This window comes from Comamonas sp., assembly GCF_036643215.1.
Lineage (GTDB): Bacteria > Pseudomonadota > Gammaproteobacteria > Burkholderiales > Burkholderiaceae_C > Comamonas.
This window is the reverse complement of record NZ_JAVXSJ010000012.1, coordinates 1-19173: the sequence shown is the minus strand read 5'-3', so window position 1 is coordinate 19173 and position 19173 is coordinate 1. Positions and strand designations below refer to the sequence as shown.

11 protein-coding genes and 2 pseudogenes are annotated in these 19173 nt (G+C 57.7%); 4 read left to right on the top strand and 9 right to left on the bottom strand.

The window, feature by feature from the left end; genetic code table 11:
• Nucleotides 1-19 precede the first annotated feature (19 nt).
• Nucleotides 20-2272: a TonB-dependent receptor plug domain-containing protein gene (locus RSF91_RS10060; RefSeq protein ID WP_332568290.1), complete on the top strand. Its 2253-nt coding sequence runs from the start codon at nucleotides 20-22 to the stop codon at nucleotides 2270-2272.
• Nucleotides 2273-2275: 3 nt separating this feature from the next.
• A complete protein-coding gene (locus RSF91_RS10055; RefSeq protein ID WP_332568289.1) occupies nucleotides 2276-4966 on the top strand; it encodes a CHAT domain-containing protein in 2691 nt (896 codons plus the stop codon).
• Nucleotides 4967-4994: 28 nt separating this feature from the next.
• On the opposite strand, the gene RSF91_RS10050 is transcribed toward RSF91_RS10055, so the two are convergent.
• The 3 genes from RSF91_RS10050 to RSF91_RS10040 are packed head-to-tail and all read right to left on the bottom strand — an operon-like array spanning nucleotide 4995 to nucleotide 7859.
• Nucleotides 4995-6470 carry a caspase family protein gene (locus RSF91_RS10050; RefSeq protein WP_332568288.1) on the bottom strand — a complete coding sequence of 492 codons (1476 nt, stop codon included), beginning with the start codon at nucleotides 6468-6470 and terminating at the stop codon, nucleotides 4995-4997.
• Nucleotides 6467-7186 (bottom strand): hypothetical protein, encoded by a 720-nt coding sequence (locus RSF91_RS10045; protein WP_332568287.1) that lies wholly within the window; start codon nucleotides 7184-7186, stop codon nucleotides 6467-6469. Before RSF91_RS10045 ends, RSF91_RS10050 begins: the two co-directional genes overlap by 4 nt.
• A 1-nt stretch (nucleotide 7187) precedes the next feature.
• On the bottom strand, nucleotides 7188-7859 hold the full coding sequence (locus RSF91_RS10040; RefSeq protein ID WP_332568286.1) for an RNA polymerase sigma factor: 672 nt from the start codon (nucleotides 7857-7859) through the stop codon (nucleotides 7188-7190).
• A gap of 139 nt (nucleotides 7860-7998) precedes the next feature.
• Here RSF91_RS10040 and RSF91_RS10035 point away from each other — a divergent pair, with 139 nt between their 5' ends.
• Nucleotides 7999-8856, top strand: a complete 858-nt coding sequence (locus tag RSF91_RS10035; RefSeq protein WP_332568285.1) for a hypothetical protein — start codon at nucleotides 7999-8001, stop codon at nucleotides 8854-8856.
• 68 nt (nucleotides 8857-8924) lie between these two features.
• Here RSF91_RS10035 and RSF91_RS10030 read toward each other — a convergent pair whose 3' ends face one another.
• The 6 genes and pseudogenes from RSF91_RS10030 to RSF91_RS10010 all read right to left on the bottom strand — a co-directional run.
• Nucleotides 8925-11840 carry an aconitate hydratase gene (locus RSF91_RS10030; protein WP_332568284.1) on the bottom strand — a complete coding sequence of 972 codons (2916 nt, stop codon included), beginning with the start codon at nucleotides 11838-11840 and terminating at the stop codon, nucleotides 8925-8927.
• 228 nt (nucleotides 11841-12068) lie between these two features.
• Complete coding sequence (locus RSF91_RS10025) at nucleotides 12069-12647, bottom strand: hypothetical protein (RefSeq protein ID WP_332568283.1); 579 nt, start codon at nucleotides 12645-12647, stop codon at nucleotides 12069-12071.
• A gap of 37 nt (nucleotides 12648-12684) precedes the next feature.
• Nucleotides 12685-13818 carry a DUF2827 domain-containing protein gene (locus RSF91_RS10020; protein ID WP_332568282.1) on the bottom strand — a complete coding sequence of 378 codons (1134 nt, stop codon included), beginning with the start codon at nucleotides 13816-13818 and terminating at the stop codon, nucleotides 12685-12687.
• Complete coding sequence (locus RSF91_RS10015; protein ID WP_332568281.1) at nucleotides 13818-14969, bottom strand: DUF2827 domain-containing protein; 1152 nt, start codon at nucleotides 14967-14969, stop codon at nucleotides 13818-13820. The genes RSF91_RS10020 and RSF91_RS10015 overlap by 1 nt, the downstream gene beginning before the upstream one ends.
• Before the next feature lie 92 nt (nucleotides 14970-15061).
• Nucleotides 15062-15412: pseudogene (locus RSF91_RS19820) on the bottom strand (YadA-like family protein); the annotation flags it as partial.
• Nucleotides 15413-15724: 312 nt separating this feature from the next.
• A pseudogene (locus RSF91_RS10010) lies at nucleotides 15725-18862 on the bottom strand (ESPR-type extended signal peptide-containing protein); the annotation flags it as partial.
• 127 nt (nucleotides 18863-18989) lie between these two features.
• On the opposite strand from RSF91_RS10010, the gene RSF91_RS19815 reads away from it, so the two are divergent.
• The coding region (locus RSF91_RS19815; protein ID WP_442878839.1) for a hypothetical protein at nucleotides 18990-19173 on the top strand (184 nt) is incomplete at its 3' end.

Genomic DNA, 19173 nt, shown 5'->3' with positions numbered 1-19173 from the left:
TTATTCCAGTTTCTCCGAGGTGCATCGTATAGCCCTGCTTGCGATGCACTTTTTTTGCTATCTGCCTTACTCCATCGTGCTTCTCACTCCCGCTTACCCCCTCTCCCGCATGACGCTGCATCTGAGTGCCGTTATTTCCATTTTGGCCAGTTCCATGGCTCAGGCAGCAGAACTCCCAGAAGTAAAAGTTCTTGCAGAAGCCGAGTCGGTTGCAGACGCTTTAACTACGTCTTATGACCGAGCGAACTTGACCCATGAGGGCGATGGCGATTTGGTCGAGTTTTTACGCCGCCAGCCTGGTGTGAGTGTGGACTCGAACGGCTACCTCTCATTGCGCGGCATGGGCGCGGGCTACACGCAAGTTCTGGTGAACGGTCAGCAAGTCAACGCCCTCAACGGCGATGTCATGCTTGATGGCATCAGCATGGACATGATTGAGCGCGTGGAAATTGTTCGCGGCGCATCGGCCTCCGATAGTGGTGCAGGTATTGCGGGCACCATCCGTATCTTCACGCGCCAGGCCACAGGCCCCGTGGAGCGCAAGGCCAGCATTCGCACCAGCTTCTCGCCACGCGGCGCGTTTCACCATCAGGCATCCCTGGCCGCAGGCGGACGCTCCGTGCAGCTCGAATGGCAGATTAATGCGTCCGTCGCAAACTCAGAGAAAAAGAGCGATACGCTAACCCACGAGCACCAGGACATCATTGGCGGCGAAGAATTCGTCAACAGTTACAGCTCCCAGAAGGGGCTGGTGCGCACCACTCAGGCCATGCTTGCCGGTGAAGTGGCCGTGCGCCCCTCCCGCCAGGACCGCATCGGTCTGTCATGGACGGCCGAGCTGCTGCCCGAAAAGCGCCGCACTGAGGGGGACTTCCGTTATTACTACGAAGCCCCCGCTTACGACTATCTGTATGAGTACCGCTCCCGCTGGCAAGCAAGGGAAACCGCCTCGCCCTTCTGGACCATCATGCCCACGCTGCGCTGGGACCACCAGTTGCAAGGCGGTGGCCTGCTGCAAGCCGAGGTAGGCAGCAGACAAAGCGGCAGCAAGCAAAGCTATCGCTACCAAGCCCTAGAAGGCGGCTTCCTTGGCGGCAACGGGGAGGACATCCGCCAGCGCCAGCGCGACTACCACACTGGGCTTAAATGGGTGCAACCGCTGGGCAGCGCTATGCGCCTGACGATGGGCGGCCAGCTGCGTACCGAACGCAGCGGCACCACCTATTTCGAAGAAGGCGAGACCTTTAGCGAAAAGCTCAAGCGCAACACCAGCGCAGCCTACACCCAGCTGAACTGGTCACCCAGCGCGCAGTGGAATGTAGAAACAGGCCTGCGCCATGAGCGCATAGAGCTCACGCCCCCCGCAGACTCCGAGCTGGGCCGCCGCCGTCAGAACTTGTGGCTGCCATCGCTCAACATCGGCTACAGCCCCAACGCGCAGCAGCGCTGGCATGTGCAACTGGCCAAGACCTATCGCGCTCCTAAATTTGATGACCTGATGGCCCATGTGCGCGAGCGTGAAGGCAATTTCACTCAGCCGGACCTGGGCGGCAACCCCAGCCTGCGCAACGAGACAGCCACAGGCCTGGAGCTGGGCTTTACACAGGCGCTGATACAGGGCGAGCGCAATGCAGGCCAGTTCAAGCTCAACCTGTTTGCGCGCAATATCTCGAATGGTCTGACCAAGCAACTGACCCAGTACACCACCGAAGGCTGGAATGGCGAGGCAATGGTGCCCATGGAGCGCTGGATTCTCACCACCGTCAATCGGGGCAACACCCGCATCTGGGGCCTGGAAACCGGTGTGCGCTACGACTTACCCAAATCCACTGGGCTGCCGCTCAGCCTGCGCGCCGATCTGATCCTGACCCAGTCACGCGTTGCGGGCCAGGCCTCCCCTTCCCGCCTGATGGGACAAAGCCCGGCCGTTCTGGACCTGGGGTTTGATGCCACAACGCAAGGGCACGGCATGCTGCCCGACCGCTTTGGCGCCACGCTGCGCCTGGAAGCTGGCTACAAGTCCCGCGTCAACCCCGAGTTGTGGGGCAAGATCAAGCCATTGGCCACATTGCACCTGAACAGCCTCTGGAAGCTGGACAGCAGTACCCGTCTGCGCGCGCAGCTGTCGGGTCTGGGCAATGACTGGCGCTCGACCTTCTACCCCACCATCACCCCCCCAGCGCCCAACGAGCCTGAGGTCGTCGCGCAGACTATGCAAATGCGCACCAAGCGCTTCTGGTCCGCCGCCATCATGCTGGAAAAGGACTTCTAAGCCATGCTGCAAGCGCCTCGCCCTTTTCTCAGACTGCGCAACTGCGCAACTGCATTGATGCTGGGCTGGGCGCTGGCGGCGGCTGCACTGCCGGCAGCCAGCGGCGATGCTCAGCCTCGCCCCGCTATCCCCGAAGAGCAGCTGGCGCAGCTGGCTCGTTTGTCTTATGCCGAAGACATACCAGGCCTGCGCAGCTTGATGCAAGCGCTGGAGCAGGACTACGACACCGAGTCGCTGGCCACCTTCAGCGCATACCGCGCGCTGCTGTATTTTCATGATGAAAAAAGCCAGCAGGGCTTGCAAGAGCTGCGCAAATCGCTATCAATAGCAAAGCAACGATGGCAGGAATCTCCCAATGCTGAGCATGGCAACAACTATGCGTTTGTGCTGGATCTGCAGGCTGAGCTGCTGGAGAAGCAGGCCCGCAAGGCCGAGAGCCTTGCCAGCCGCGACCTGGCGCATCAAATAGCACTGCAGGCGCTAGGCCCCGCGCACCTTGCAACCCAGTGGCTGCTGTACAAGCGCATGTACGCTGCCATTGCCAATTCACGCTATCCGCAGGCACAGCAACTCTCCAGACAGTTGCAGCAGAGCTTGCCCAAGCCGCTCAACAAGTGCATCAAAGACATCTGCCTGAGCATGCGTTTTCAGGCGGCTAATCTGGCGAGCACCATGGGCGACCATGCCCTGGCAATGCGCATAGCCAAGGAGCTGATGCCCGATCTGAAATCCGAGCCTCGACATGCGGTCTGGAATGTCTATCAGCTGGTCCATCTCAGCGGGCGCTTGAAGCGCGACAAGGACCTGCAACACTGGTGTGCACATGCCGAAAAAATGGCCTCTCAGCCCCAGTTCGCCAACCTGGATGGCATGAACCGCGCCATCGCCAAATGCCTGCTGGTGCGTAGTCAAGACGCAGATCAGCTCGATGATCTGCTGGAGCAAGAGATAAAGCTGCGCGGCGCTGGCAGTGATGGCTCAACCTATATGCTGCTTCAAAAGGCCGAGAGCCTGGGGCAGAACAACCGCCCCCATGAGGCGGCCCAGGCAGCGGCTCAAGCCCTGGGCATTGTTCTGGCCAACGACAACGCCTACTGGCAATGGTCTAGCCAGTACACCTTGGCAGAGGCCTTGGGCGATATGCAGCGCATGCCAGAAGCCATCTACTACGCCAAGCAAGCCATCAATGTGCAGCAGCGCTTACTGGCCGATGCCAAAGGCCTGACGCCCGCACAGCGGGAAACCATTCTGAGCCAGGGAGGTGAGATCTACGAGGACCTCGCCAATTGGCTGCTTCAGGGTCAGCGCTTCAGTGAAGCCGAGCAAACCCTGACACTGGCGCGCGAACAAAGCTACCACCAGTTGGTGCGCAGCTATCTGCCCTCACAGCGAGCACTGGAGCTGACGCCCGAGGAGCAGCAGCGCCATGAAGCAATGCAGGCCATGCAATCCACGCTTCGCGCGGCCTGGCAAGGTCGTGAAAACGATAGCGCGTCGCTGCGGCAGGCGCTGAACCTGGTGCCGAAATCACTGGATCAACGCATGGCGCAGCCGCAGTCAGCCCAGGCCGGACCGACCTACCTCAGGGCACTGGCTCCCCATCAAACCGAGGTGCGCTACCTGCCCGCACAGGAGCATGTATATGTCGTGATACGCCGAGGCAATCAAGCCGATCAGCACCTGCGTCTGCCCATCGCACAAAATCAGCTGACCCAAGACATCACCCTTTTGCGGCGCGCTCTGCAGCAGCGCGGCAGCCCCCCCCAAACACAGGCGCACAAACTGTACAAGCAGCTGTGGCAGCCCCTGACACAATGGCTGCCCGCCCCGCAGCCCGGTGCTACTGCGGGCCATGCCCCCGAAGTGCGTGTGCATCTCGAAGGTGCGTTGCGCTACCTGCCCATGGCCGCCCTGCATGATGGCCGGCACTGGCTGGGGGAGTCTTACGCCCTGCCGCAAGACACCGGAGTCCAGGCATCGGCATCCGCCATTGCAGACGCCACGGCAGCACTCCAGCGCGATGGCTGGAGTCTTCAGGGATCCAGCCGCGCCACTGCCGATCTGCCGGCCCTGCCTAAAGTCCGCGAAGAAATTGAAGGTCTGGCACAGCTGGCCAGCACTCGCGGCATAGGCCACGACCAGCAGCAAGATGATGCCTTCACCGCCGACAGCCTGCGCGCAGCCTTGCAATCGCGCAAGGTGGTGCATCTGGCCAGCCACTTCAGGCTGCTGCCTGGTAACGGACAGGCATCAGGCCTTTATCTGGGCAATGGGCAATTGCTCACGCTGGGTGAGCTAAGCGACCCCAGCTTTAGGTTTGAGGGCCTGGACCTGCTGACTCTCTCAGCCTGCGAAACCGCTGTGCCATCCGGCCCTGCGGAGCAAGGCCTTCCCGTGGACAGTCTGGCCTGGCTAGCGCAGGCACGCGGCGCACGCAATGTCCTGGCTAGCCTGTGGGCCGTTGCGGATGAGGGAACACAAGAGCTGATGCACGCCTTCTACAGCGCCCTTGCGCAGGGCATGCCACATGCACAGGCACTGCGCGCCGCGCAATTGGTGCTGCTGTCGTCTGAAGGCAAAGCTTCGCAGACCCAGAAACGAGGCCTTGTCACGGCAACACCCAAAAGCAGCGGTGACACACTGGCTCACCCGTATTACTGGAGCGGCTTTGTGCTGCTGGCTGCGACGCAGTAAGCGTCTTTGCGCACCACACAACTCAAGGCTATTTCACCGACTGCCAGCCCAGCGCCATCTGCCAGAGCTGGCTAGGCAGGGCTGCCGAAGCATCGTCAATCCAGCGCATGGAATCTGCGGGGGCCACCACCCAGATCAATGACTCCGGCAGCTTCTCGGGCTGATTGATCTGCAGTGTTTTTTGCCAGCTAGCCGGGCGGCCCGGCAGTCCCTGCGGCAGCAGAGCGGCATCTGCTGCACGCTCGGGGTAAAGCGCTTGCCAGCGACCATGACTGCTCTCGTAAAAAATGCGCACGTACAAAGCCTGCGCGGCCGAGTTGATGAGCTGCAGATCAAACCGCGTGCCCAGTGCCAGCGGCCCCAGAAACTGCCTCCCAGCGGCCAGCTTTGCCAAGTCCATTCGCCTGGCAGGCTTGCCGCGTTCTTGCACTGTCAGCAGCAGTTGCAGGCCTGATGGCAGGCTCCACGATTGCCGATGGTTGGCGGGTAACAAAGGAGCCTTGCTCCAGCCCGGCAGGCTCGCCCGGGTCCACAGCGGTGCCTGCAAACTCCCCTCAAACACCGGCGAGGGCCATTGAGACTGGGCCACCGGCCCACTGCGTGCCAGTTGCGCATGCAAATCCAGCGTGCGCTGAGCCAGCGATGCATAGCGCTCTACCGCTGCAGCGCTCATCAGCGCCTGCACCAGCGCATAGGTGAATACGCCTTGCGGCTGGCCGTTCAGCGTCCACTCAGGCGTGCGCTCCATGTCCTCGCAGGCATAAAGGCCCACAAACCCCACAGGCCTCGGTCTTGCCGATGGTAGAACAGCTGGCAAGGCGTCACCCGAGAAATTGCTTGCAGGCTTGCGGCTTTCCTCCAGCTCTTCAAGCTCGCTCACTCGCAGCCCCCGCCACTGCACATCTTCAGCCACCGAACGCGTGGCCGATGAGGCATGGCACACATCCATGACGGTAAACACATGCGCGCCCAGCGCCAGAAAGTCATCAATCGCCGCGCCAAGTTCTGCATCGGCCACGGCTCCGCGCAGGGGCCAGCCATCCGCACCTGATTGGCGCACCGCATCGGATGCCAACAAAAAAGTGCTTCGTCCATCGACCTCTGCCACCGCTTTTTTCGGCCCTTGCGCACGCACAGCGTGGCCTGACCAATACAGCATCACGGCATCGCCGGGGCGAATGCGCTGACGCAGATCTGCAAGGGCTTTGAGAATGCTGGCGCGCAAGGGCATGTGTGCATCTGGCAAAGCCGCAGGCTGCGCCATGGCGTTGTCCGCCATTGTCTTGATGTCAGCGGGTTTGAAGCCGTGCGCCTGCAAAGATTGCCGCACCAGCGCCACATCATTGACAGGCCCCTTAAGCCAGAAACGGCGTGGCTGATTGAGCAAGGCGCTGACGCCAATCAGCAATGCATGGCGGCGCGGTGCCTGCGCGGCCTGGAGCAAAAAGCTTTGCAGAGAAACGCTGGCCGCCCCCCCCACTTTCAACAAGGCCCGACGCTTCATGGCAGCAGCTGTGCTTGCTCCACTTGCGGGTGCGCCCTGAGCCTGCCCAGCAACACTTGAGCATCCGCATTTTGGGGCCCTATTTGGAGCAGCCACGAGCCATCGGCTTGTGCCAGCCATGCAGCAGGTGCATCAGCGCTCAAGTCTCTGGCAATTGCAGCCAGGTCAGTGCTAAGGCTCTGCGCCTTCAGTCGTACCTGAATGCGCACACCGCTGGCTTGAAGATCCTCAAAATTCAGCGAGCGCCAGGCGGTTGTATCAGCATCAACTTCAGCCACGGGCTGACCTGTGCCCGACCCCGTCGCAATCCACGCGGCCTGCCCCACAACCAGTACTACCGCCATAGCCGCGGCAGCGTTGGCCCAGCCAGGATGACCCAGCAACCACTGCAGCCAGCGCGCAACCTTGGGCTCACGCGCATCAACCACTTTGCGGGGTCGTGGAGAGGCTGGCTGCGCAAAGCTATCAGCCTGAAGGCGCTTTTCCAGCAATCCCCAAGCCGCATCCGTATTCTGGCTGGCCGCCTCAGCCCGAATGACCGCACGCGCGTCCCTGAGCCACAGCGCCTGCAACGCAAGCTTCTTATGCTTGGCCTGCATGTCCTCCATCCAGGCCGCATCAGCATCACTGAGCTGACCCGCAAGCCAGGCAGGCAACTCACTGTCAAAACGTTCTTGCTCCTGCGAGCTCGGCTCTGAGTTCAGATATGCACTCATTTCAGTTCACCTCCAGCCTCAGCCATTGCTGCAGGCAGGTGCGCAGATTCTTACGCCCATGAAACAGACGGGTCTTGACGGTGTTTTCAGGGCATTGCTGCGTCTGTGCAATGTCGAGCAACGGCATGTCTTCTACCGCCCAGAGCATCAGCGCTTCTCGCTGCAAGGGGTTTCTCAGACGCATCAGGCAATACAGCACCGCTTTTTTATCCTGAGCGGCGTTAAGACGTGCATCCGGCCCGGGAGCATCATCAGCCAGCGAGGTGAAGTCATCATCCCCCGCAGCCTGCTCCATCTGGGTACGGCGCTGCCAGCTGCGCCTGCAATCCACAGCCTTATTACGGGCCAGCGTATATAGCCAAGTATTAAAGGCAACGCGCCCGTCATAACGCAAAGGCTGATTCCAGAGGTCATAAAAGACGTCAGCAGTTACTTCCTGGGAAAGTGCCAAAGCCTCATCCCCACACACTGCTAACTGCATCCGTACAAACGTCTGAACCTTACCCGCCCACTCCTGCCAAACAACGCGCAAGGCCTGCTGATCGCCCTGGTGCATGGCATGCAATAAATCCTGCATTGACCGAGAAAGCTCCATGGCTACGTTTGAATCTAGGGGTAACAAAAAATGACTTTCTGAATCATAGCCTCGATCCAGCAAAGAGCGCGAAGTCAATTGCTGCAAATCAATCGGCGCACATCAAAAATATTGAACCCACATGAACCGTGCAACGAATAAGAAATGAACCGCTCACAAAAATGAAGGCAACTCATCTTCAAGCAGCGGCATTTTGATAATTCAACAGGAGAATCCGATGCAGCAGACTCTTACCGCCAAACTGGCTCAACTCACTATTGCCGTAGCGTGTGCTTCAATGCTGGCCGCTTGCGGTGGCGGTGGTAGCGATAACAATACATCTGGCGGCAGCGGCACCAGCGGTGGTAATGGCGGCAGCACTGCCGGTGGTAGCAACACTGGTGGAGGCAGCAATACTGACGGCGGCGGCTCCAGCAACGCGGGTGGCGGTTCAACAGGCTCCGGTAGCTCTACTGCTTTTGACCCCAGCAGCGAAAAAACTGTAGCTGAAGATAATGCGAAGAAAACTAGCTATGGCGGCAAAGTCACGCCAGTCAGCTACGTTCTGCATAACCAAGATCACAGCGTCGTCACACTGAATGGTCAGCGTTATGGCGATGCAACCGACTGGCTCATCGATCTGGAGCAGATTCAGCTGAAGTCCACCAACGGTGGCAATACCGCGAGCTGGAGTGGTTCGCTGGTTAAGTCTGAAAGCAAATTTTTCGCAGATGAAGGTGTTTTGATGGCCTGCGCAGGAACATGGGACAAGTTCACAAATATCGCGATCGACAAAGCCGCCGAGGTGATCAGTGTCACTGACATAGCCAAGCTCGCCGGTACCTATACAGAGTACTCATGCGGCACTGAAGACATCAAGGGCGAACAAGGTGCATTTTCCATTGATGCCAACGGCGTCATGAGCAACGATTACGGGAAGTACGATGCAAAGGCATTGATGAGCCCCAGCGGCTTGTCGCCTGAAGCAGGCTTGAACATCAAAGCTCGTGGCTACATCATCAATGGCGTCAAAGTCATCATCATGAAAGACACCGAGGGCAGCGATAAGTCTCAAACAGTAGCTTTTGCCCGATAAGCTGTTTCCAGCTTCATAAAAAAAACCGTGCTACTTCAGCACGGTTTTTTATTTCTCAGCGCAAAAGATCAAGCCAGCAACTGCCTGAGCACATAGGGCAGGATGCCGCCATGACGGTAGTAGTCCACCTCGATTGGCGTATCGATGCGCAGTTTGACGGTGACCGTTTTCTTGCTGCCATCAGGCTTGGTGATTACCAATTGCGCATCGCTTTGCGGAGCCAGGTCTGTAGCGGGAATCACATCAATGAATTCCTCCCCCGTCAGCCCGAGGCTTTGCCAGCTGTCATTGCCTTTGAACTGCAGCGGCAACACGCCCATGCCCACCAAGTTGGAGCGGTGGATGCGCTCAAAACTGCGTGCCACTACGGCTTTGATGCCTAGCAACTGCGTACCCTTGGCTGCCCAGTCGCGGCTGGAGCCTGTGCCGTACTCTTCGCCCGCCAGCACTATGGTGGCACGGCCTGCAGACTGGTACTTCATGGCTGCGTCGTAGATGGACATCTTCTCCACCTTGCCATGGTCATCACGGTAGAGGGTGACACCGCCCTCCTCGCGTGCGCCATCGGCCTGCGCCGGAATCATCAGGTTCTTGATACGCACATTGGCAAAGGTGCCGCGCATCATCACTTCATGGTTGCCGCGTCGCGAGCCATAGCTGTTGAAATCAGCCTTTTGCACACCATGAGCCAGCAGCCATTTACCTGCAGGTGAGGTCTCCTTGATGGAGCCCGCAGGCGAGATATGGTCGGTGGTGATGGAGTCTCCAAACAAGGCCATCACACGTGCGCCATGGACCGCATATGGGTTTGAGCCTTTTTGGCCTGTCGCGCTTTCTGCACCTGCGGAAGGCGCTTTCAAATCGAGAGCAAAATCGGCAAAGAACGGTGGTTCTGCGATGTAGGTACTCTCAGGCCACGTGTAAGTGGCTCCCGTCACGCCCTTGATTTTTTCCCAGAGCTTGCCCGGCTCACTGGCCACCTGCTCATAGTTGCTGCGGAAGGCCTTGCCGTTCATGGCGTACTTGAGCAGGCCTTGAATCTCCTCGCTGCTGGGCCAGATGTCACCCAGATACACATCCTTGCCACCCTTGCCCTTGCCCACAGGCTCGGTCATCAAGTCCTTGCGCACCGTGCCAGCAATCGCATAGGCCACCACCAGCGGCGGGCTGGCCAGAAAGTTGGCCTTGATATTGGGATGGATGCGCGCCTCGAAGTTGCGGTTGCCTGAGAGCACGGCCGCGCAGACCAGATTGTTCTGCGTGATGGAGGCATTGATCTCGGGCGTCAAATCACCGGCATTGCCAATGCAGGTGGTGCAGCCATAACCGGCAAGGGCAAAGCCCAGCTTTTCCAGGTAAGGCAGCAAACCTGCCTCTGTCAGATAGCGCGTGACCAGCCGCGAGCCGGGGGCCAGTGAGGTTTTGATATGCGGCTTGACCTTGAGCCCGGCCTCCACCGCCTTTTTTGCCAGCAAGCCCGCAGCCAGCATGACACTGGGGTTGGAGGTGTTGGTACAGCTGGTAATGGCCGCAATTAGCACATCGCCGCTGCCAATATCAAAGCTCTTGCTTGATGCGACAACCGCACTGCTTGCATCAACGGCGATAGCGCTGGCCTCGGCCTTATTGGTCGTGGGCTTGTTGCTCACCATCTCGACTTTGTTGCGCTCAGCATTGGCAGGTATCGGCTTGCTCTCTGGCTGCAAGGCCTCTGGCCCATCGGGATGCACAAGATGGCGGCGAGCCAGTTGGTCGGCGGGCAAGTTGAAGCCATTTTGCGCAACCGCTGCGCTGAACAGCTCATCGAACTGAGCAGCCACATTGCCAATCTCGATACGGTCCTGCGGCCGCTTGGGGCCAGCCAGACTGGGCGCGACCTTGCCAAGATCCAGTTTGACCACATGTGAGTAGTCGATATCGCCCACCTTGGGGACGCCGAACAGGTTCTGAGCCTTGAAGTAAGCCTCGAAGGCCTGAATTTCACTCTTGGTGCGACCCGTGCCCTTGAAGTACTCGATGGTTTTTTCATCGACGGGGAAAAAGCCCATGGTCGCGCCGTATTCAGGTGCCATGTTGCCAATCGTGGCTCGGTCGGGCAGTGAAAGGCTGCGCGTGCCTTCGCCAAAAAATTCGACAAATTTGCCGACCACTTTTTCCTTGCGCAGGATTTCCGTGACCGTGAGCACCAGATCAGTTGCCGTCACGCCTTCGCGCAACTGGCCGGTCAGCTCAAAACCCACGACATCGGGCGTGAGGAAGTACACGGGCTGACCCAGCATGGCGGCTTCGGCCTCGATACCGCCCACGCCCCATGCCACGACACCAATGCCGTTGATCATGGTGGTGTGACTGTCGGTACCAACCAGCGTGTCGGGGTAATAGACACCATCCTTGGTCTTGTGAACGCCGCGCGCCAGATACTCAAGGTTGACCTGGTGGACGATGCCGAACCCTGGCGGCACCACGCCAAAGGTGTCAAAGGCCTGCATGCCCCATTTCATGAACTGGTAGCGCTCCTGGTTGCGCTGAAACTCCAGCTTCATGTTCAGGTCCAGCGCCTTTTTCGTGCCGAAGTAATCGACCATGATGGAGTGATCAACCACCAGATCCACAGGCACCAGCGGCTCGATGGACTTGGGCTTCTTGCCCAGCTTGGCGGCCGTGCTGCGCATGGCTGCCAAATCCGCCAGCAAGGGCACGCCGGTAAAGTCCTGCAGTACCACGCGCGAGACAACGAACGGGATTTCATCGACCCGCTCGCTCTTGGGCTTTGCCTGCCAGCGCGCCAGCTGTTCAACGTGCGCAGCGGTGATTTTCTGGCCGTCACAGTTGCGCAGCACTGATTCAAGAACGATGCGGATGGATACCGGCAATCGTTTGATTTCAGGGAACTGCTTGGCGAGTGCGGGCAAGGAATAGAACTTACCTTTTCTTCCGCCGTCGGTTTCAAAAGACTTCAGCGTTTTTTCAAAAGCATGAGGCATCGCGAGACTCTCCATCGATGGGACACAGGGAAGCACTTGTGTTTACATTGTGCACACAACCAGCAATCAAGCGATGTGGGACGACACACTATCCATGTCTTTGATGGCACAGCACCTCTGCCCAGTACCGGGCACTGCTGAAATTCGGCCTCGAAATATCTTGCAAAAATGCTTCGCAGCGCTTAATCAGAAAGCGCTAGCAACTACTTTTTCAATAGCAAAAGAATTTCAGCGCTTAACGGCTGGCTTGCTGCTCTTGCTCGCATCCGTACTGGCCGCTGCTGCCGCATTCGGGTTTTGCCAGTGATATTCCACAAAGCGGCGTATGACCAGGCAACCGGGCGGCGAATCAATCAGAGAGACGGAGGAACCCGGCTCTTTAGGATCGGTATACACCGCATAAATGGGCAGCAGGCGCACCATCTGATAGCCGGGCAGCTCCGCCTGCGCAATGCTGGCACAGGTGAATGGGGCCACCGTCAGACGCTCAGCAGCGATGGTGCAGGTTCCGGCAGCCGCATCGGGTACGGCTGTGATGGATGCGGCCATGCCAGCATTCGGAAACTCCATTCCAATAAGCGAGAACACTGCCCCTGCATCTGGCTGCTTGCGGTCCCAGTCCAGCAGCACATCATGGCTGCGGCTGCCCTGCACGGCTAGACCCGCCAGGCGGCTGATGGCAGGCAGGCATTTTTTGACACCCACGCTGGCAGCAGCCTGTGTCAGCTTATCCGGCGCAGGCGCATTGGCAGCAGGCTGCGCAAAGGACACACCCGCGCCAAGCTGCGCCCCGAGCACAGCGCTCATTAGCAACCATGTTGACTTGCGCCTGCCCATCGCCACCTTAGTTTGCATACAGCTGCTCAATTGCTTGCGAATAGATGCGTACATTTTCTTCAGCCAATGGGTCCAAAGTCGCCAGAAAACGTCGAGATTTTTCTCGGTAAGCGCTCAGATTTTCATCATGCTCCGCAAAGGCCTGGCACAGCACTTGCCCGCCCTCTTCGCAGTCAAAATCGTGATAGCGATAGCCACAATCACCAATCAGGTGCGAGTTGTGAATCAGCGGATAGCCTCCATACAGAGCTTCGTAGTAGACGTAGTTCTGCGCGTTTTCCCATTGATGGCTGATCACCGCATCGCAGTTCTGGGACAGCACCTGCCAGATGGGAAAGCGCCCCTCAAACGTCGCCAGGCCATGGCGAACAATATCGAGGTTGTGAGCAAAGCCGCTGAAAATAGGATTTTCTTTCAAATGAAAGGTGTTGTAGGCCCAGACTCGCTCTGTGATGTCAGGCTGAGTACGGTGTGCCACCTCACAAACCAGCAAGGGGATGTGACTGGTCTTGACCATGCAAACATTGGGCTCAAACATACCCATGCGCCAACGGCGGCGCCCCGGTTGATAGCCAAACTGCAGCCCTTGTGTGGACTCTTTCATGGCCCGCTCCAACACTTCAGGGCTCCACAGATGCGGAACAATCCTCACCGGCGCACGAAAGGCGCTGGCGAAATACGGAACGCAGGTGTCGATGTACTCCGGCAGAGTCCAGATCTCGTCATACGGCGCGCCAGTTATCAGCAGGCCATGCGGCTTGTTGAACATCATGCGTTCAATGTCGATCACGTAGTCATTGCCGACCCGCATCGACACAACTTTGCGCCCATTGGCCCGAAACTTCACAACCCATTCTTTATCCAGCTGCGCACTGAACTCAATCATCAAATCCAGCTGTTCCATCGCGGCGCTCATCTCAATGACCGGGACAGGTGACTCTTTCAAAAAAGCCAGCGCATCTTGCGCATCGCCACCGCCGCCTCCGGCAACCAGAAAGACCTCAGACACCACTGGCGACTTCTGCAACAACTGCGCCAGAAACAGGCAGTTTTGAAAAATACCGTTTTCCCATAAGGATTGATTGCCCTTGCGCACAAACAGAGAGATACCTACACGCAATTTTTGGGGTTGATTTGCCATCACACAGTCTCCATCAGCGCAGGCGCATCATGGCAAAGCCGCCTCAGCAAATCTGCGTATTCACGCACATTGGCCTCCGCTGCAGGCTCAAGCGCTGCAAAGAGGTTGCGCGTAGCACGTTGCTGATCTGGCAACTTCTCATCGTGGTTCTGCCAGGCATTCAGTAATTGCCTGCCTCCCTGTGCAGCTTCAAAACCGGGGTAGTAATAACCCGCACCAAAACTATTCAACCAATCCGAGTTGTGAATCAGAGGGTAATCGCCATAAAGCGCATCCATATAGCTGTAGTTCTGATCATTGGTCCACTGGTGTGAGATCACGGCATTCGCGTGCTGGGCCATAAACCCAGCAATATCGTGGCGACCATGAAAGCAGGCTTTATGTTGCTTGACCAGATCCAGCGAATTGGCCAGATGCAGCATGGTTGGGTGGTCTTTCATGTGTGCACTATTGAGCACATGCATCATTGCAATGCTTGAAGAATTGACTCGATAAGCCTCGTCACAGGCAAGCATCGAAATGCTGGAGGTTTTGACCACCGAGATATTGGGCTCGAACATGGCAACCTTGAGCCCCGCCCCTCCAGAGCCAGCTCCTGCATCGCTCTTCCAGCCAAAGTGATAGCCAGACCGAGCAATCTCCTCAACACGCCAGCGCAGCAGCAACGGGCTCCACACATAAGGGACGACATGGACCGGGCAGCGATGTATGACGCGCTGAAGAGAGACAAATGAAGCATGCCCGGGAATGCTCCAAATCTCATCACAGCGATCCGTTTTGAAAAAATGACCTGGGCGATCAAAAACAGAGGTCTCCACCACTCCCGCGTAAGGATGTCCTGCGCAGTAATAGACAACCTTCTTTCCCCTGGCCCGCTGCAGTGCTAGCCATGACGGATTAAACGCACCACCAAATTCGATGAAGACATCCACCTCATCCGCCGCAGCTTCAGGCTTCAGAAGCCTCAGCTGCATCGAATCCAAATCGATGCCTGACGGCATTTTTCCTTGGTCGCCGGTATCCAGTAACACGACCTCTTTGACGAAGGCAATTTTTTTCAAAGAGAGGGCAAGAAATAAAACGTTTTGCCCTATTCCACTTTCCCAGACATTCTGGGTCGCACGAGTCAGTACAGAAATACCAATACGCATAGAAGCTTTTCTTATAAAAATGGGCCCTCCACAATGTGAGAGCCCTTTTTGCTGCTGTTTAACTCATTCGCCTTATTCAGGCGAACCAGTTATCACCTCCACTTCCAGCCCACGCCAGCATTAAAGCCCCACTCCCGCCCTGTGGAAGATATGCCGGCGCCCCAAGACATATTACCTTCCTTCGACAGCGCCTTGAAGCTCACGCCGACAGCGCCATAACCGCGGTAGCCACCGACCCCCACACCCAGCGCTTTTTCACCAGGGTACAGCGTTGGCATATAGGTGCCAGACATCGCGAATGCCATCGCAACACCAGAGTACGCCGTCCGTGCCACGTCGCCAATTTGCCCTTGCAACTTGCCCATTTGCACGGCTTGCTGGCTTTCCAGCGCCTTGAGCTGACTCACGTTCACTGCATCGCTATTGGCCGTACCTGCGGCTACCCCTGTGACCTGACGATACTGCCCGCTGCCTGCATCGCCCACAGACACGGCGGCCTGTGTACTGGTCGTCGCAACCACTGCACTCGTCTGCTGCTCACCGGCTCCAACTGGTACATATCCTGCAATACCTGCAGATGTGCTGGCCACAGATCCTGTACCAATCGCCACACCGCCGGACTGCTGCACAACAGCACCAAATCCGATCGCAGTGCCCTTGGATACGCCGGTATTCGCACTTGCCGGCGTGCCACCCGCATCGGCACCATCACCAATCGCAACACCGCCGCCACCGGCTTTCGCCTGTGCGCCAATGGCCTGAGAACCGGTGGCCAGCGCGCCTGTACCAATCGCAATGGCATTGGTACCTTTCGCCTGCGCTCCATACCCCATCGCGACCGCAGAGGCTCCGCTTGCCACGGCGGCAGGTCCTACGGCAATGGAATTGCTGCCTGTGGCAAGAGAGTCAGCCTCCGTCGAGTTGGCATGGAAGTACTTGGTTCCATTGGCATACAAATTCGACAGCGCATCACCCACATTATTGGCACTCACCGTTGAGCCATCCGCCTTGGTTGTCGTATAGGTCGGAGCCGTGATATTGCCTCTTAGTGGGTCATAACTTGCCCCACCACCCAAGACACTTGCTGCGTCATCACCCACACTTCTCGATCGAGCATCGGTCGTACTCAAACTCGTCGACAAACTACTCAAATTACTGTTTGTTGTGCTCAATCCTGTAGACAAGCTATTGACACCCGTTGAGGTCGAAGTCGACAGGCTATCCAGATTGCTGTTGGTCGTGCTCAGACCTGTGGAGGTCGACGTCGACAGACTCTGCAGATTGCTGTTGGTTGTACTCAGACCGGTGGAAGTCGAAGTCGACAAGCTCTCCAGATTGCTGTTGGTCGTGCTCAGACCCGTGGAAGTCGACGTCGACAGGCTATTCAGATTGCTGTTGGTCGTGCTCAGTCCTGTAGAAGTCGATGTCGACAGGCTATTCAGATTGCTGTTCGTCGTACTCAGACCTGTGGAAGCCGAAGTCGACAGACTGTTCAGGTTGCTGTTGGTGGTGCTCAGACCCGTTGACAAGCTGCCCAGATTACTAGTCGCTGTACTCAGACCGGTCGAAGTCGAGGTCGACAGACTGTCCAGATTGCTGTTCGTGGTGCTCAAGCCCGTGGAAGTCGAAGTCGACAGACTGTCTAGGTTGCTATTGGTCGTGCTCAGGCCCGTAGAGGTCGAAGTCGACAAGCTATCCAGATTGCTGTTCGTCGTGCTCAAGCCCGTGGAAGTCGAGGTGGACAGACTCTCCAGATTGCTGTTGGTCGTGCTCAGACCGGTGGAGGTCGAAGTCGACAAGCTTTCCAGGTTGCTGTTGGTCGTACTCAGTCCCGTAGAGGTCGACGTCGACAAGCTGTCCAGATTGCTGTTCGTCGTGCTCAGCCCCGTAGAGGTCGAAGTGGACAAGCTATCCAGATTGCTATTCGTCGTGCTCAGCCCCGTAGAGGTCGAAGTGGACAAGCTATCCAGATTGCTGTTGGTGGTGCTCAGACCCGTAGAGGTCGAAGTCGACAAGCTGTCCAAGTTGCTATTCGTGGTGCTCAGACCGGTGGAGGTCGAAGTCGACAGGCTCTCCAGATTGCTGTTGGTCGTGCTCAGACCGGTGGAGGTCGAGGTCGACAAGCTGTCCAAGTTGCTATTCGTGGTGCTCAGACCGGTGGAGGTCGAAGTCGACAGGCTCTCCAGATTGCTGTTGGTGGTGCTCAAACCCGTAGAGGTCGACGTCGACAAGCTGTCCAGATTGCTGTTCGTCGTGCTCAGCCCCGTAGAGGTCGAAGTGGACAAGCTATCCAGATTGCTATTCGTCGTGCTCAGCCCCGTAGAGGTCGAAGTGGACAAGCTATCCAGATTGCTGTTGGTGGTGCTCAGACCCGTAGAAGTCGAGGTCGACAAGCTCTCCAGATTGCTATTGGTCGTGCTCAAACCCGTAGAGGTCGAGGTCGACAGGCTCTCCAGGTTGCTGTTGGTGGTGCTCAGGCCTGTGGAGGTCGAAGTGGACAGACTGTCCAGGTTGCTGTTCGTGGTACTCAGACCGGTGGACGTCGAAGTCGACAAGCTTTCCAGGTTGCTGTTGGTGGTGCTCAGACCCGTCGAGGTCGAAGTGGACAGGCTTTCCAGGTTGCTGTTCGTGGTGCTCAAGCCCGTGGAAGTCGAAGTCGACAGACTGTCTAGGTTGCTATTGGTCGTGCTCAGGCCCGTAGAGGTCGAAGTCGACAAGCTATCCAGATTGCTGTTCGTCGTGCTCAAGCCCGTGGAAGTCGAGGTGGACAGACTCTCCAGATTGCTGTTGGTCGTGCTCAGACCGGTGGAGGTCGAAGTCGACAAGCTTTCCAGGTTGCTGTTGGTCGTGCTCAGTCCTGTAGAAGTCGATGTCGACAGGCTATTCAGATTGCTGTTCGTCGTACTCAGACCTGTGGAAGCCGAAGTCGACAGACTGTTCAGGTTGCTGTTGGTGGTGCTCAGACCCGTTGACAAGCTGCCCAGATTACTAGTCGCTGTACTCAGACCGGTCGAAGTCGAGGTCGACAGACTGTCCAGATTGCTGTTCGTGGTGCTCAGGCCCGTAGAGGTCGAAGTCGACAAGCTATCCAGATTGCTGTTCGTCGTGCTCAAGCCCGTGGAAGTCGAGGTGGACAGACTCTCCAGATTGCTGTTGGTCGTGCTCAGACCGGTGGAGGTCGAAGTCGACAGGCTCTCCAGATTGCTGTTGGTGGTGCTCAGACCCGTCGAGGTCGAAGTCGACAGGCTTTCCAGGTTGCTGTTCGTGGTGCTCAGGCCGGTGGACGTCGAAGTCGACAGGCTGTCCAGATTGCTATTGGTCGTGCTCAAACCCGTAGAGGTCGAGGTCGACAGGCTCTCCAGGTTGCTGTTGGTGGTGCTCAGGCCTGTGGAGGTCGAAGTGGACAGACTGTCCAGGTTGCTGTTCGTGGTACTCAGACCGGTGGACGTCGAAGTCGACAAGCTTTCCAGGTTGCTGTTGGTGGTGCTCAGACCCGTCGAGGTCGAAGTGGACAGGCTTTCCAGGTTGCTGTTCGTGGTACTCAAGCCAGTAGACAGGCTACTGATACCGCTGGCCAAGCCGCCCACACTCGTTGATAGCGAAGTTGCTGTCGTGGAAAGCTGTGCAACATTTACTGCATCGGTATCGGCAGCACCTGGTGCTACACCGGTAATAACTCGATCCCCCACATTCAACTCGCCAGAAGCGGTGGCAGCACCAAGTGCGTAGGCGTTGGAATAGCTCCCACCCCCACGGTTTGCAATGGACCCGTTCCCCAAAGCAATGCTGTTTTCTTGAATTGCGTTAGCACCGTTACCAATGGCAATGCTATTGGCTCCGTGCGATGTTGCGGCCTGGCCGATGGCGACGCTATCTGCACCAAGCGCCCGACTATCCGCGCCAGTGCTATTGGCATGGAAATACTTGGTACCTTTTTGATAGATATTTTCCACGCGCGTATTTGTTGCGCTGAGGCCCGTAGAAGTCGAAGTCGACAAGCTCTCCAGATTGCTATTGGTCGTGCTCAGACCCGTGGAGGTCGAGGTCGACAGACTGCTCAGGCTGCTGCTGGTCGTGCTTTGCGCTGTGGACAGGCTGCCCAGGTTGCTGGTGGTGGTGCTCAGACCCGTGGAGGTCGAAGTCGACAGGCTGCTCAGGCTGCTGCTGGTCGTGCTTTGCGCTGTGGACAGGCTGCCCAGGTTGC